Source organism: Ruegeria sp. CDSA020, assembly GCF_059612345.1.
The window spans coordinates 118,757-133,643 of record NZ_JBXWQK010000001.1; the positions used below are offsets into that span (position 1 = coordinate 118,757).

The window sequence follows — 14,887 nt, forward strand, 5'->3', positions numbered from 1 at the left end:
ATGGGGTCAATTATGAACGATATGACACGAGTGGAGAGAACCGTGGACGCCAAAGACATCAAGATCGCCGCGAACAAGGTTCAGGTTTATTACGGTGAAAATCACGCCATCAAAGACGTCGACGTCAGGATCGAAGACAAGACCGTCACCGCCTTTATTGGTCCCTCGGGTTGCGGAAAATCCACCTTCCTGCGCTGCCTGAACCGGATGAACGACACGATCGACATCTGCCGTGTCGAGGGCGATATCCTGCTGGATGGCGAAGATATCTATGACAAACGCGTCGACCCGGTTCAGCTGCGTGCCAAGGTTGGTATGGTGTTTCAGAAACCGAACCCGTTTCCCAAGTCGATCTATGACAATGTGGCCTACGGCCCGCGTATCCACGGGTTGGCCAGAAACAAAGCTGAACTGGACGAGATTGTTGAGAAATCACTGCGCCGCGGCGCCATCTGGGATGAGGTCAAAGACCGTCTTGATGCGCCTGGAACCGGCCTGTCCGGCGGTCAGCAACAGCGCTTGTGCATCGCCCGTGCGGTGGCTACGGAACCTGAGGTCCTGCTGATGGACGAGCCGTGCTCGGCCCTTGATCCGATTGCGACTGCGCAGGTCGAGGAACTGATCGACGAATTGCGGTCGCGATACTCGGTGGTGATCGTTACCCACTCGATGCAGCAGGCCGCTCGCGTCAGCCAGAAGACCGCGTTTTTCCATTTGGGCAACCTTGTCGAGTTTGGTGAAACCGGACAGATTTTCACCAACCCCGAAGATCCCCGCACCGAAAGCTACATCACCGGCCGTATCGGCTGAACATAGGTATTCAGAGATGACAGAACAACATATCGCATCCGCCTTCGACCGGGATCTGGAAGCCATTCAGGCGCATATCATGAAAATGGGCGGCCTCGTCGAAGCCGCAATCATGAGCGCGGCACGGTCGCTTGAATCGCGCGATGTCGAGCTCGCGCAAGAGGTGCGTCAGGGCGACAAGGCCATTGATGCGTTGGAAGAGCTGATCAATGAAGAAACGGCGCGTTTGATCGCGCTGCGTGCGCCAACAGCAAGCGATCTTCGTCTGGTCCTATCGGTATTGAAGGTTTCCGCCAACCTGGAACGCATCGGCGACTATTCAAAGAACATAGCCAAACGCACGACCGTCCTGGTCAATACCAGTGAGATCAATGGCAGTGCCGCCGCCTTGCGACGTATGGCACGTGAGGTCGAGCGGATGCTCAGGGACGCTTTGGACGCCTATGTCCAGCGCGACGCTGAGCTGGCGGCGGATGTTATCGAACGTGATGAGGAAGTCGACCAGATGTATAATGGTCTGTTCCGAGAATTCCTGACTTTCATGGCAGAAGACCCGCGCAACATCTCATCCTGTATGCACCTGCATTTCATCGCCAAGAATATAGAACGTATGGGCGATCATGTGACGGCCATTGCCGAGCAGGTCGTCTATCTGGTGACCGGAGAGCGCCCGACAGAAGCGCGTCCCAAAGCCGATTTTACATCGCAATCCGTCTAGGAGATTTGAGAATGTCCGCTGATCAACCGACCGTTCTGGTTGTCGAGGATGAGCCGGCTCAGCGCGAAGTCCTGGCCTATAATCTCGAGGCAGAAGGCTTTCGCGTATCCAAAGCAGCCAATGGTGAAGAGGCCATGTTGCTGGTCGATGAAGACAGTCCGGACATTATCGTACTGGACTGGATGATGCCCAATCTTAGCGGGATCGAGGTTTGCCGCCGGCTGAAAACCCGCTCCGACACCCGGTCGATCCCAATTATCATGCTGTCGGCCCGGTCGGAAGAAATCGACAAAGTACGAGGTCTGGAAACCGGGGCTGATGACTATGTGGTCAAACCCTATTCGATTGTCGAGCTTATGGCCCGGGTACGCACCCAGTTGCGGCGTGTCCGGCCTGCGACTGTAGGAATTAGGCTGGAATTCGCAGACATCGTTTTGGATTCTGAAACTCATAAGGTCAGCCGCGACAGCAAACCACTAAAGCTTGGCCCAACCGAATTTCGCTTGCTGAGCACATTCATGGAAAAGCCGGGCCGCGTCTGGAGCCGAGAACAGCTATTGGATCGCGTCTGGGGGCGGGATATTTATGTCGATACACGAACGGTCGACGTTCATATCGGCCGCTTACGCAAAGCACTAACGCAGTATGGTGGAGATGATCCGGTTCGCACTGTTCGCGGTGCGGGATACGCGCTGGGTTGAACGTGTGGGGCAGGTGGCTGCAAGCTATGAGTTTTACTCAAGGGTGGATGCGAAACTCTTACTGTTTTTTGGCGGGCCGACGGGTTAGTTTGCCGCGAAGCTGACAAAGCGGAGACGCACCATGAATGCCCCTGACACCAAGCCGACATTACGCGCCAAAGATGCGCCTGACATGGGCCAGTTCGCCTGGGATGATCCGTTCCGCCTGTCGGACCAGCTAGACGAAGACGAACGAATGATTGCGGCCAGTGCGCAAGCCTATGCGCAGGAAAAGCTTCAGCCGCGGGTGACAGAAGCATTTCAGAACGAAGAAACTGACCCCGAGATTTTTCGTGAAATGGGTGAAATGGGTCTGCTGGGCACTACGATCCCGGAAGAATACGGCGGGCTAGGGGGCGGATATGTCTCTTACGGCCTTGTCGCCCGAGAAGTGGAACGCGTGGATTCGGGCTATCGCTCGATGATGTCTGTACAAAGCTCGTTGGTGATGTATCCGATCTATGCCTATGGCAGCGAGGAGCAGCGCCGGAAATACCTTCCGAAACTGGCCAGCGGCGAATGGATCGGGTGTTTTGGTCTGACCGAACCTGATGCGGGCTCTGATCCGGCATGTATGAAAACGCGTGCGGAAAAGATCGACGGTGGATATCGTCTATCTGGCAACAAGATGTGGATATCGAACGCCCCGATTGCGGATGTGTTTGTTGTTTGGGCCAAATCTGATGCACATGACGGAAAGATCCGTGGTTTTGTCCTTGAAAAAGGCCTCAAAGGTCTGAGCGCGCCGAAAATCCAGAACAAGCTGAGCCTACGCGCCTCGATCACCGGTGAAATTGTGCTGGAGGGTGTCGAAGTCACCGAGGATGCTTTGCTGCCTCATGTTCAGGGCCTGAAAGGCCCGTTTGGATGTCTTAACCGCGCACGCTACGGAATCAGCTGGGGTGTTATGGGCGCTGCCGAAAGCTGTTGGCATGCGGCACGCCAATATGGGTTGGACCGGAAACAATTTGACAAGCCATTGGCGCAGACGCAGCTTTTCCAGCGCAAATTGGCGGATATGCAGACAGAAATTGCTCTGGGTCTTCAGGCAAGCCTGCGTGTCGGGCGACTGATGGACAAGGCCGAAGCCGCGCCCGAGATGATTTCGATCATTAAGCGCAACAATTGCGGCAAAGCCCTGGATATTTCACGTCATGCGCGAGACATGCACGGCGGCAACGGCATTTCGCTAGAGTTTCAGGTCATCCGACATATGGTGAACCTAGAAACGGTCAACACGTACGAGGGGACGCATGATGTTCACGCGTTGATCCTGGGGCGTGCACAGACGGGATTGCAGGCGTTTTACTAAGTTTCTAGAATTCGTGTAATTGGTATTATGTTAAAATTATGCCAATGCGCTTGGGAAACTTTTCAAATCCTCACAATACCTTACGATCTGTTCCTGACACCTACTACATTATGAGGATCAAATGGAACTGAACGGAAAGATCGTTGTTGTGACCGGTGCCGCAGATGGCATCGGAAAAGGTTTGGCACAGCGATTTGCTCGTGAAGGTGCTACGGTTGTCTGCGCTGATATCAACAAAACCGGCGCAGACGCTGTCGCAAAAGAGATTGGCGGCCATTCATTCCATTGTGATGTTTCGCTTGAGGCTAATACAGCCGAGTTGATCGAAGCTGTAGAAAGCTCGATTGGCCCTATCGATCTGTATTGTGCAAATGCCGGGATATTGACGATTGGTGGCTTGGAGGTTCCGGATGAAGACTGGGATCGTATCTGGAAAATCAACGTGATGTCCCATGTTTGGACCGCGCGGCATTTGGTGCCCAGAATGCTGGAGCGTGGCGGAGGCTACATCATGACCACGGCGTCTGCTGCGGGATTGTTAAACCAGCCAGGTGCCGCGCCATACGGCGTCACAAAGCACGCAGCCGTTGGGTTTGCTGAATGGTTGTCGCTTACATACGGGCATAAAGGTTTGCGGGTCTCGGTACTTTGCCCACAGGCCGTACGGTCCGATATGACGCGCGGGCACGAAACTTCCGTGGCTTCGATTGACGGAATGTTGGAACCTGAAGATGTTGCCGAGGCTTGCGTAAAGGCAATATCTTCTGAGCAATTTCTGGTACTGCCGCATCCAAAGGTTCTGGACTACATTCGCCATAAATCCGGAGATTATGACAGGTGGATTTCAGGAATGCAGAAGTTAAATCAAATGTTTATTGAAGAGACTTAACTTTTGTTCTGAGGGCGCCTCATCAGGCCTTCCTGGGCAACTGATGCGACCAGAACGCCATCTTCGGAATAGATTGATCCACGGTTGAAGTTGCGCCCTCGCCCGCCCCATGGTGAATCCATGGAATACAGATGCCAATTCTCGAACTTGAGCGGCGCGTGAAACCAAATCGCATGGTCCAGGCTGGCGCCGTTCACTTCACCAGTAAACCAGCTTAGGCCGTGCGGGCGCATTCCCGAGCTCATGAGATACATATCTGAAGCATAGGCCAGCAACAGATGCTGCGTGACCGCATCGGCATTGGCCGCGGCTCCCATCCGGAACCAGATCTGGTTGCGGTCATCTGATTTCTCTGGGTTGAAAGGATCCAGATGGCCGACCTCGCGGACTTCGATCGGGCGCTCGCGTGTTAGTTCTCCGCGAAAGCTGGGCGGTACTTTGTCCAGATATTTCTTCTTGAGCTCTGATCGCGATGGGTAGGATTCGGGCGTTTCCATCTCAGGCATGTCGTGCTGATGATCCCAACCTTCGTCCTGAATGTGGAATGAGGCGGACATGTTTAAAATCTGCTTACCATGCTGAATTGCAACCACTCGACGCGTCGTGAACGAACCTCCGTCACGGGCCCTATCAACTTGATAAATTACGGGAATGCTTGGGTCGCCCGGGCGGATGAAATAGGCGTGCAGGGAATGACACAGGCGGTTGTCGACGGTGCGATATGCTGCGGCTAGTGCTTGTGCGATGACCTGACCGCCGAAAATTCGCATAGGTGTTTCGCCGCCCGACCCTGTTCCCCGAAACAGGTCCACTTCCAGTCTTTCAACGTCCAGAAGATCCAGAAGAACTTTCTCTGCTTCGGTCATATGCGGTACTCCGATTAATCTTGGCGAATGGGTATCAGCGCGCCGAATGTCATTCAATGATTGACCCGAGGGTGAGCGCCTTCAATTCTGCGCGGGAGGGATAAGAGCTGGATGGTGACAGTTGGGTGAAAAAGATCGCTGTAAAATCGTTCTGACGATCAACCCAAAAGAAGGTCGATGCCATACCACCCCAGCTGAAATCCCCCATGCTGCCCGGAACACAGGTTCTGCCGGGGTTAATGACGACAGCGCCACCAAGGCCAAAGCCCATGCCCTCCATGGGTTGTTCCGCAAAACTCTGCGGTCCCATCGAGGCAATATCGCCGGGTAAGTGGTTGTGAAGCATGAATTCTACAGTTTTTGGTGCAAGAATCTGTTGATCATCGAACCTTCCGCGATTTCGGAGCATCTCTGAAAACCTAGCAAAGTCATCAATGGTTGAAACCAGCCCTCCGCCCCCAGAGTACATTGTTGCCGATTCAAAGGGCGATGCGTCGGCATTGTCGACCAGACGCAATGTCTGCTCACCCGTACGGGCTTCGTTTAGCGCCATCGCATTGCCCGCCAAAGGCGTATAGAGCGAGGCAAACCGATCCCCCGCTCCCGCCGGAACCCTGAACCCGGTCTGGGACATGCCAAGAGGTTTGAAAATCTCTTCCGCAAGGAATTGCTCCAGAGATTGGCCAGAAAGAACTTCTATCACGCGACCAATAACGTCTATCCCCACCGAATATTCCCATCGCGTTCCCGGCTGAAAGGCGAAAGGTAAAGTGGACAGCAAAGATACTCTTTCGGCCAAAGACCCTTCTTTAGGGCCGAAAACAAGATCAAGTTCGTCCATTGCCGCAGCCAGGATGCCGGGGTTGAAAGGATAGCTCAGGCCACTTGTATGGGTCAGCAGCTGATGAAGCGTTGGTGCAGGTGCAGGTTCGGTCTGATCCAACCTTGTGGCGCCGGGGACCAGCGCCTGTGTTGCGGTGAAATCAGATATATATTCAGACACTTGAGCGCCGAGGTGAACCTCACCTCGTTCGACAAGGATCATCAGGGCCGCAGTGGTTATCGGCTTGGTCATCGAATAGATGCGAACGAGGGTATCCCGCTCGAATGGCAGATTGTTCTCAACGCTTCTAAGCCCGCAGGAATGAAACAGAACCTCCCTGCCCTGATGCATCATCAAGAATGAGCTTCCGGCATATTTGCGATCATCCACATAGGATTGCATCCAATCGCAAATACGATCTAGCCGGGCTTGTTCGAACTTCATCTGTGTGTGCTCAACTTTGAGAAATTAACGTATCTTTCCCGGATATTGCGGGGTTAAGCGGAAAAAGGACAGCTAAATCACCTCAATCCAACAATGTCCCTGTACGCCAAAAGGGTTTTGCCTGCTAATGTGCTCGCAGATAGATTCGTGTCCGGTTCGACTCTCGCCTGATGGAGGAGAAATATGCCGCAACATATAGAATTTGTTTATGATTTTTGCAGTCCGAACGCCTTCCTCGCGCAGAAGATGATATCTGATATCGCTGCAAAGCACGAAGTCGGTGTTACATATGTTCCGGTTCTGCTGGCCACTGTTTTCAAAGCCACCAATAACCAAAGCCCGTTTAAGGCTTTTTCAGAGAACCGGCAGAAGACGGCCTATTTGACCCGCGATCTCCATCGCTTTGCGCGTCACCGTGGGTTGAGCTTTCATATGAGCCCACATTTCCCGATGAACACCAAATTCGCCATGCGCGGGGCTTTGTTAGCATCCGGTAAATCATGGGAAAACAAATATATAGAGTCCATATTTGATGCTATTTGGGTGCATGGGCAAAAAGTGGATGATCTGGGTGTCCTTTGCGACATTCTTCAGGATAACGGCTTGCCTATACGAAAACTGCGCGAGGCCATGACCAATCTGTACGTAAAGCAAAACCTGAAAAACCAAACCAAGGCTATGGTCAAGCGAGGTGTTTTCGGTGTCCCCAGCATGTTTGTAGATACTGAGATGTTCTTTGGCAAAAACAGCCTGGCCAACCTTGAGCTTGAATTGTCGAGATTTCATACGCCCTAGGTGGTTTCATCCTCAGCCCAATGCAGTCAGCCCTCGTTGTGCAAACTTAGGAACGTAACTACCAAAAATCTGAGCTCTTTTCGGATCAGAGGCGTTTCCGTCAAGCGCCCGCTTATAAACACCCTGTAAGATCGCGGCCATTCGGAAGAAATTGAACGCCAGATAGAACCCAAAGTTATCAATTCCGGGCAGGTCGCGGCGCTCGCAGTATTGATCAATGAAAGCCTGATCGGATGGCAGGCCGAGCGAGGACCGGTCTATGCCAGCCAGACCCCGCCCCTCTTTTCCAGGTGGCATCTGCCATTGCATGATAACGGCTGCGAGATCGGCAAAGGGATGCCCGATTGTCGACAATTCCCAATCCAGTACGCCCAGACAGCGGGTGCCCTGCTTTTCGAACATCAGATTGTCGATGCGGTAATCGCCGTGAACCAGCGTTCTCTGACCATCATCCTTGGGGGTTGCGTTGGTCAAAGCCTCGATCAAGGCATCCATATCCGGAATCTGAATGGTTTCGGACGCCCGAAATTGTTTCGTCCACCGCCCGATCTGACGCTCAAAATAGCTTCCCGGCGGGCCATAGTCGGACAGGCCAACAGAATCGATATCGACCTTATGCAGCGCCGCCAGAACGCGGTTCATCTCGTCGATAATTGCCGTGCGGGTTTCGGTTCTTTCGCCAAGCATTGTGGGTTCAAGAAACGTCCTGCCGTCGAGATGCTCCATCACATAAAACGCCGACCCGATGACGTCATCATCCTCGCAAAGCAGCAGCATTTTGGGTACAGGCACATCGCTTTCGGCCAGAGCACTTTGAACCCTGAACTCGCGGTCAACGGCATGGGCGGATTTCAGCAACACGCCCGGCGGCTTGCGGCGCAGAACATAGGAATTCTCAGGCGTTTTTAACTCAAAAGTTGGGTTTGATTGACCAACCTGGAATTTTTTCGCCTCCAACGGACCCCGATACCCTTTGAGATGCGTGCCGAGATAGGCATCGACGCGTTTCAGATCCAGAATTGCGCTGTCCATTTGTGGCTCCCTTTGGCCGATGCTTCAGAGTGCTTCAGCAAAGATGTTGCCGGCGGTGACAACATTGATCCCGCCCGAAACCGGGATAACCGCGCCGGTGACATAGCTGCCACCCAGACCGCACAGGAACAGCATACAGCCTGCGATATCCTCGTCACGTCCAACGCGACCCAAGGGCACGGATTTGCCGACTTTCTTGCGCGTCCCTTCGTCAGATGTGGCAAATGCCGTCATCCGAGAGACAAAGGGTCCAGGCGCCAGCGCATTGACGGTGATGTGATGCGGAGCAAGTTCTTTGGCCATGATTTTGGTCAGATGCAGCACAGCCGCCTTTGAGGCAGAGTAGCTATACGCACCGTCGCCCATAGGAACTTCGCCCATAACCGATCCAACATTGACGATACGGGATGGATCTTCGGCAGTCCCGGAAGACATCAGAATCGGCAACAGTTTTTGGGTCAGTTCGAATATTCCTGTCACATTGATCGACATGACTTTTTCCCAGGCTTCGTAGGGAAACTGACCCATCGGTGCGCCCCAGGAAACACCGGCATTGTTCATGAGGATATCCAGCCGGTCCGTGCGCTTGAGCACTTCGGCCACCAGATTGCCGACACCCTCTTTTGATCCGACATCACCGGCAAACCCTTCGGCGGTTCCTGTGGCGCCCAGTGCGTTCAATTCGGCCGCGACCGCCTCGCACGCGTCACCTTTACGAGATGCCAACAGTACACGTGCACCCGCCCGGACCAGCGCCTCGGCCGCCATTCGGCCAATTCCGGTGGCCCCACCCGTGACCAGAGCGGTTTTGCCCTGCAATGAGAAAAGAGTTTCGGGGGTCATGACCTGCTCCTCGGTTTTTGATTTTGGCAAACTGTCTCATTTGTCGGTCAAGGGTAACGCCTAACCCGGTTGTGCCGGGTGGTTTCTTGACAACTCAGAACAGTAGGCCAAAAGTTCCTCCTTACCGAATAACAGGGACATTAGCGTAAACATGCAAGCCTTACTCAGCGTCGCTCCGGGCGGGCCGGAGACATTGGAACTGACCACCCTGCCCGATCCGTCGCCGGGCATGGGCGAATTGCTTGTTCGCGTGCGGGCCGCAGGCGTTAATTTCCCGGATACACTGATGATACGCGACCTGTATCAGATAAAGCCACCAAGACCGTTTGCCCCCGGAGGTGAGATCGCTGGCGAGGTTATCGGGTTGGGCGAAGGTGTTTCGGGCTTTAACGTTGGCGACCGTGTGCTGGCTCTGACCCGACACGGAGGTTTTGCCACACATCTGGCGGTCAAAGCGGCGACAGCTGTTAAATTCCCGAGCTCAATGCCATTTGAGGACGCGGCGAGCTTTATCTTCACCTATGGCACCTCATATCACGCCCTGAAGGATCGCGCTGCGCTGCAACAAGGGGAAACGGTCCTGATTCTGGGTGCAGCGGGCGGAGTTGGTACGGCTGCGATTGAGCTAGCCAATGCCATGGGGGCTCGGGTTATTGCGGCAGTCTCATCGCAGGACAAAGCAGATTTCTGTCGTCAGATCGGGGCGGACGAAACGATCATTTACGCGCGCGACATGGACAAACAGGCGCAAAAGGCCTTTGGATCGGACATCAAGGCCTTAGCCGGTAGTCAGGGCGTTGATGTCGTCTACGATGCCGTTGGCGGTGCCTATTCAGAGCCAGCGCTGCGCAGCTTGGGGTGGAAGGGGCGATTCCTGGTCGTCGGTTTCCCAGCCGGAATCCCTCAGATACCATTGAACCTCCCTCTGCTTAAGGGTTGTCAAATTGTCGGTGTTTTCTGGGGCGCCTCGGTGTTTCGCGACCCGAAGGGACATGGCAAAAACATGGAAGATTTGTTCGGGTTATACGCCAAAGGGCAGATCAAACCACAGATCAGTGCGCTATTCCCTCTGGATCAAGCCCAAAAGGCGCTAGACCTTCTGGCCAGCCGAAAGGCCCTTGGGAAAATTGTCGTGACCATGGCATAGCCAGCAAATATCTGAAACTCAGCCTCGTGTCCTATAGGCCGCGGTTCTGACGCATGATCCAGGTTCGGTGGACATCTCTACCTGTTCACGTTTAAGAACCTTGTTATGGGGACAGTATAACAATGCATAAAGCTCTTATTCTGAATGGTCCGAACCTCAATCTGCTGGGCACGCGACAGCCCGAGGTTTACGGAAGCACAACGCTGCAAATGGTCGAGGATATGTGCCTCGAACACGGTAAGTCTATCGGGATGGAAGTGATTCATTTCCAATCCAACCACGAAGGCGCGTTGATTGATGCCATTCATGCCGCCAAAGGTGTGCAGGACGGCATTGTTTTGAACGCAGGTGCCTATACGCACAGCTCGATTGCCCTGATGGACGCAATCGCCTCGGTTGAGCTGCCGGTCATCGAGGTTCATTTGTCCAATATCCACGCGCGTGAGGAGTTTCGACACCGATCCTATATCTCACGTGTGGCTGTAGGCATGATTTGCGGATTGGGTCCGCAGGGATATGTGCTGGCGCTGGATGCGTTGCGGTCCCATTTACAGGGTGAATGATCGCTATGAAGCTTTCTGAGTATCTGAATTTCCTCAGCTATACCAAAACCCTGGAAGAGCTCTGGGATGCCCATTGCCGGCAAATGGCAGAATATGGGTTCGATCGTTTGCTGTACGGATATACGCGATATCGCACCGAAACGTCGCTGGGGGATCCCGAGGATTTTGTAATCCTGACCAATCACAGCAAAGATTACCTGGATGGGTTTCTGGGAGGCGGGTTGTATTTCCATGCTCCGATGCTGAAATGGGCTTTGCATAATGAAGGGGCCGCAAGCTGGAGGATCGCCCAGGATCTGATGACTGATGGCACCCTGACCGCAAAAGAGCGAGACGTCATCGAGTTCAACAAAACCAAAGGTGTCGTCGCCGGCTATACGGTCAGTTTCGACTCGGTTTCGGTTCGGTCGAAAGGGGCAATTTCGCTTTCAGCGCATGGATCGCGTACACAAGACGATGTGGACGCTGTCTGGGAGGAATTTGGCCAGGATATTCTTCTGATGAACAACGTTGCTCATCTGAAAATCCTCACCCTGCCCTATAACGCACCAAATCGCGCCCTGACAAAACGTCAGCGTGAGGCGCTTGAGTGGGTCGGCGACGGCAAAACAACTCAGGACATTGCGATTCTGATGGGGCTGACTTCGGCCACTGTCGAAAAGCATCTGCGTCTGGCGCGCGAGGCCCTCGTGGTCGAGACAACGGCGCAGGCAGTTTTGAAAGCATCTCTTCAAAATCAGATGTTCATCGTTGGGGTTTGACTCAGGGAGTGACGCGAATATGCGTCAATTTACCTAGGGTAAGGAAAACATGACTTTCCGAATCTAACGCTAAAGTTGCAAAGTGGTATTGTTCCGTGAGTGGTGGCTTTAGCCTGGGAACATTTGGTCGGATCTTTGCAATAACAAAGCTCTCCGATCGCTCTGACAATAGGGCGCCTATTTGTACGCGTCTCTTTGTCGGAATTTTGGGGGGCCTCGTCCATCCCCATCTTTGCGGGGCCCCTCATTTAAACCAGATTTAACTTGTGGACGCTTTCGGCGTCCTTTTTCGTTACTAGGCATCATTTCTACACTAAGGGCAAAGAAAAACCGGATACGCTTGGCGTACCCGGTTTCTCAGATTGATACAGGCCCTGTTCAGGGCCTGTGATGCTTAGCCCTGAACTGCTTTTGCAACTTCAGCGGCGAAGTCTTCTTTTTCGACAACGATGCCTTCGCCAACTTCCAGACGCACGAATCCGGTGACGGTCGCGCCTGCTTCTTTGGCAGCGGCCTCAACGGTCAGGTCAGGGTTTACAACAAACTGCTGGTTCAACAAGGTCGATTCAGCGACGAACTTCTTCATGCGACCAACGATCATCTTTTCGATGACCTGCTCCGGCTTGCCGGATTCGCGTGCGATGTCCATCTGGACCTGCTTTTCTTTCTCGACGATCGCCGGATCCATGTCTGCCTCGGACAGAGCTGCCGGGTTCACAGCCGCGATATGCATCGCAATCTGCTTGCCGATGGCTTCGTCACCGCCGGTCAGAGCGACCAGAACGCCGATCTTGCCCATGCCGTTAGTGGCTGCGTTATGGACGTAAGATACAACAGTGTCGCCTGACAGTTTGGACATACGGCGCACCGACATGTTCTCACCGATGGTGGCGATCTTGTCGGTCAGCGTTTCCGCAACGGTTTTGCCACCCAGATCAGCTGCCAGCAGAGCTTCGACATTGTCGACGCCTTCTGCGGCATATGCGATCTTACCAACCATTTCCTGGAATTCGGCGTTTTTCCCGACGAAGTCGGTTTCCGAGTTCACTTCAACTGCAACACCATTGTTGCCGTTTACGTGAACGGCAACCAGACCTTCCGCCGCGGTACGACCCGATTTCTTGGCCGCTTTGGCCAAGCCTTTGGTGCGCAGCCAATCAATGGCTTCGTCCATGTTGCCGCCGGTTTCGGTCAGCGCTTTTTTCGCGTCCATCATGCCTGCGCCAGTGGTGTCGCGCAGTTCTTTTACCATTGCTGCTGTGATTGCCATCTTTTGGCTCTCCTCAATTCAAACGGAATTGGGGCAGGTCATACCCTGCCCCAGATGTCATTTACGTGACGGGCAGCTTACGCTTCGGCAGGTGTTTCTGCTGCTGCGGGTGCTTCTTCCGCAACGACTTCTTCAACCGGTGCTTCTTCGAATGCGCCAAGATCAACGCCTGCTGCACCCATCTGAGCTGTCATGCCGTCCAGAGCGGCACGTGCTGCCAGATCGCAGTACAGCGAGATCGCGCGGGCTGCGTCATCGTTGCCAGGGATGATGTAATCGACACCATCGGGCGAGCAGTTGGTGTCGACAACTGCCACGACCGGGATACCCAGCTTGTTGGCTTCGGCGATGGCCAGTGCTTCTTTTTTGACGTCGATGACGAACAGCAGGTCCGGGACGCCGCCCATTTCGCGGATACCGCCCAACGAAGCCTGCAGTTTGCCCTGGTCACGTTCCATGCCCAGACGCTCTTTCTTGGTCAGGCCTTCGGCGCCCGATTCCATGGCTTCGTCAATCTGGTTCAGACGGTTGATCGACTGGGAAACGGTTTTCCAGTTGGTCAGCGTGCCGCCCAGCCAACGGTGGTTCATGTAGTACTGGGCTGACTTTTCAGCTGCTTCGGCGATTGGGCCTGCGGCCTGACGCTTGGTGCCTACGAACAGAATGCGGCCGCCCTTGGCAACAGTGTCACGAACAGCCTGCAGAGCCTGGTCCAGCATCGGAACGGTCTGGGTCAGGTCCATGATGTGGATGCCATTGCGCGAGCCGTAGATAAACGGGCCCATGCGGGGATTCCAACGCTGTGTCTGGTGACCAAAGTGAACGCCAGCTTCCAACAACTGACGCATGGAGAACTCGGGAAGAGCCATGCTTTATTTCCTTTTTCCGGTTTACGCCTCGGCGGGGGTGAAAGAAGCGGATGCTCCAACCGGCGGGCCAGATAAGGATGTCTCCCCTATAAAGCCCAAACCCCGCCTGCGGGTTTGAATGGCGCGCGTATACGGCAGGTTTTCAGGCAGTGCAAGGGCCAATCGCCCTATTTTTCAAGCCGCGCAAGGCTGTGCGCCTGACGCACGGTATCTTCGCAATAGGCGGCCAGGGCCTTTCGGTTCTCAAAGTCGCTGACCTTGGCTGGCGAATGATAGATTAGCTCTACGCCACCTTGGCGACGTGCTCCCAAAGTCTTTAACAGATGCGGTGCAAAATCCATGTCACCCCACCAGCCATAAAACCGGTCAGGCTCACCCTTAGGTGCATGGTAAACGACCGACACCGGTTGAACATACATGAAATCGCGTAGATCTTCGGTGAAGAATGCCGCAAAAAGTGTTGTTTTAAATGGTAAAATCCGTAGACCGTCGGTCGACGTACCCTCTGGAAAAAACAGCAGCTTGTGACCGGCTGTCAGGCGCTCCTGAAACAGAAGTGTCTGTTCGCGTGCCTTCTTGCGGTCGCGCTCGATGAAAACAGTACCTGTCGCTCGCGCCAGCCAGCCTATACCGGGCCATTTGGCTACCTCGGCCTTCGAGACAAAATAGATTCTTTTACGGGCATTCAGCGCAAAAATATCAAGCCACGAGGAATGGTTCGCAACAACCGCACCACGCTGGGTCATAAGCTCGCCGGTTGTACGGTAGCTAATCCCGAGAATCCGGAACGCATTACGGCATACGAACTGCGTGATGAAGGGCGTGACCGGACGGTGAACCCCATAGAGCGGGCGCTCGATCATGCGAAGGATCAGCAGGACAATCAGCCCGCTGAATACAAATACAGCAAGTGGTAAACCCCGAAGGAAGACCAATAGCCATCCGCAGACCCCCAGATTGATTGGGTCAGGTGCGTCTTCACTGTGCCATGAGGCGTCACTCATC

The 14,887-nt window shown here is 54.1% G+C and carries 16 protein-coding genes; 9 read left to right on the top strand and 7 right to left on the bottom strand.

Annotation, left to right across the window (positions count from 1 at the left end; genetic code table 11):
• Nucleotides 1–12 precede the first annotated feature (12 nt).
• The 5 genes from pstB (at nucleotide 13) to AC2FJW_RS00615 (ending at nucleotide 4,469) form a co-directional block, all read left to right on the top strand.
• Entirely contained in the window at nucleotides 13–810 is a 798-nt protein-coding gene (pstB, locus tag AC2FJW_RS00595) for a phosphate ABC transporter ATP-binding protein PstB (RefSeq protein WP_142633794.1), read from the top strand.
• A gap of 16 nt (nucleotides 811–826) precedes the next feature.
• Nucleotides 827–1,528, top strand: a complete 702-nt coding sequence (gene phoU, locus AC2FJW_RS00600) for a phosphate signaling complex protein PhoU (RefSeq protein ID WP_271947126.1) — start codon at nucleotides 827–829, stop codon at nucleotides 1,526–1,528.
• A gap of 11 nt (nucleotides 1,529–1,539) precedes the next feature.
• A complete protein-coding gene (phoB, locus tag AC2FJW_RS00605; protein ID WP_142633798.1) occupies nucleotides 1,540–2,229 on the top strand; it encodes a phosphate regulon transcriptional regulator PhoB in 690 nt (229 codons plus the stop codon).
• Nucleotides 2,230–2,350: 121 nt separating this feature from the next.
• The gene (locus tag AC2FJW_RS00610; protein ID WP_496748946.1) at nucleotides 2,351–3,580 is read left to right on the top strand and encodes an acyl-CoA dehydrogenase; all 1,230 of its coding nucleotides are present in this window, start codon (nucleotides 2,351–2,353) and stop codon (nucleotides 3,578–3,580) included.
• Between the two features lie 121 nt (nucleotides 3,581–3,701).
• Nucleotides 3,702–4,469 (top strand): SDR family oxidoreductase, encoded by a 768-nt coding sequence (locus tag AC2FJW_RS00615; RefSeq protein ID WP_496748947.1) that lies wholly within the window; start codon nucleotides 3,702–3,704, stop codon nucleotides 4,467–4,469.
• Here the strand turns inward: AC2FJW_RS00615 and AC2FJW_RS00620 are convergent.
• Nucleotides 4,466–5,335 (bottom strand): acyl-CoA thioesterase, encoded by an 870-nt coding sequence (locus AC2FJW_RS00620; protein ID WP_281994614.1) that lies wholly within the window; start codon nucleotides 5,333–5,335, stop codon nucleotides 4,466–4,468. The genes AC2FJW_RS00615 and AC2FJW_RS00620 overlap by 4 nt on opposite strands.
• A 49-nt stretch (nucleotides 5,336–5,384) precedes the next feature.
• A complete protein-coding gene (locus AC2FJW_RS00625; RefSeq protein ID WP_496748949.1) occupies nucleotides 5,385–6,602 on the bottom strand; it encodes a serine hydrolase domain-containing protein in 1,218 nt (405 codons plus the stop codon).
• Nucleotides 6,603–6,785: 183 nt separating this feature from the next.
• Here AC2FJW_RS00625 and AC2FJW_RS00630 point away from each other — a divergent pair, with 183 nt between their 5' ends.
• The gene (locus AC2FJW_RS00630) at nucleotides 6,786–7,397 is read left to right on the top strand and encodes a 2-hydroxychromene-2-carboxylate isomerase (protein WP_496748951.1); all 612 of its coding nucleotides are present in this window, start codon (nucleotides 6,786–6,788) and stop codon (nucleotides 7,395–7,397) included.
• Between the two features lie 12 nt (nucleotides 7,398–7,409).
• Here AC2FJW_RS00630 and AC2FJW_RS00635 read toward each other — a convergent pair whose 3' ends face one another.
• Together AC2FJW_RS00635 and AC2FJW_RS00640 are read right to left on the bottom strand one after the other, a co-directional pair.
• Entirely contained in the window at nucleotides 7,410–8,429 is a 1,020-nt protein-coding gene (locus AC2FJW_RS00635) for a phosphotransferase family protein (RefSeq protein ID WP_496748953.1), read from the bottom strand.
• A 24-nt stretch (nucleotides 8,430–8,453) separates the two neighbouring features.
• On the bottom strand, nucleotides 8,454–9,272 hold the full coding sequence (locus AC2FJW_RS00640) for an SDR family NAD(P)-dependent oxidoreductase (protein ID WP_271947112.1): 819 nt from the start codon (nucleotides 9,270–9,272) through the stop codon (nucleotides 8,454–8,456).
• Nucleotides 9,273–9,423: 151 nt separating this feature from the next.
• On the opposite strand from AC2FJW_RS00640, the gene AC2FJW_RS00645 reads away from it, so the two are divergent.
• The 3 genes from AC2FJW_RS00645 to AC2FJW_RS00655 all read left to right on the top strand — a co-directional run bounded on the left by AC2FJW_RS00645 (nucleotide 9,424) and on the right by AC2FJW_RS00655 (nucleotide 11,743).
• Nucleotides 9,424–10,419 (top strand): NADPH:quinone oxidoreductase family protein, encoded by a 996-nt coding sequence (locus AC2FJW_RS00645; protein ID WP_496748955.1) that lies wholly within the window; start codon nucleotides 9,424–9,426, stop codon nucleotides 10,417–10,419.
• Nucleotides 10,420–10,541: 122 nt separating this feature from the next.
• Nucleotides 10,542–10,982 carry a type II 3-dehydroquinate dehydratase gene (gene aroQ / locus AC2FJW_RS00650; protein WP_271947108.1) on the top strand — a complete coding sequence of 147 codons (441 nt, stop codon included), beginning with the start codon at nucleotides 10,542–10,544 and terminating at the stop codon, nucleotides 10,980–10,982.
• A 5-nt stretch (nucleotides 10,983–10,987) separates the two neighbouring features.
• Nucleotides 10,988–11,743, top strand: coding sequence for a LuxR family transcriptional regulator (locus tag AC2FJW_RS00655; protein ID WP_142633818.1), 756 nt, complete (start codon nucleotides 10,988–10,990; stop codon nucleotides 11,741–11,743).
• 394 nt (nucleotides 11,744–12,137) lie between these two features.
• Here the strand turns inward: AC2FJW_RS00655 and tsf are convergent, their stop codons facing one another.
• The 3 genes from tsf to olsA all read right to left on the bottom strand — a co-directional run bounded on the left by tsf (nucleotide 12,138) and on the right by olsA (nucleotide 14,886).
• Nucleotides 12,138–13,013 (bottom strand): translation elongation factor Ts, encoded by an 876-nt coding sequence (gene tsf / locus AC2FJW_RS00660; RefSeq protein ID WP_496748956.1) that lies wholly within the window; start codon nucleotides 13,011–13,013, stop codon nucleotides 12,138–12,140.
• A gap of 77 nt (nucleotides 13,014–13,090) precedes the next feature.
• Nucleotides 13,091–13,882 carry a 30S ribosomal protein S2 gene (gene rpsB, locus AC2FJW_RS00665; RefSeq protein ID WP_142633821.1) on the bottom strand — a complete coding sequence of 264 codons (792 nt, stop codon included), beginning with the start codon at nucleotides 13,880–13,882 and terminating at the stop codon, nucleotides 13,091–13,093.
• 167 nt (nucleotides 13,883–14,049) lie between these two features.
• Nucleotides 14,050–14,886, bottom strand: coding sequence for a lyso-ornithine lipid O-acyltransferase (gene olsA, locus AC2FJW_RS00670; RefSeq protein WP_271948058.1), 837 nt, complete (start codon nucleotides 14,884–14,886; stop codon nucleotides 14,050–14,052).
• Nucleotide 14,887: the final 1 nt, after the last annotated feature.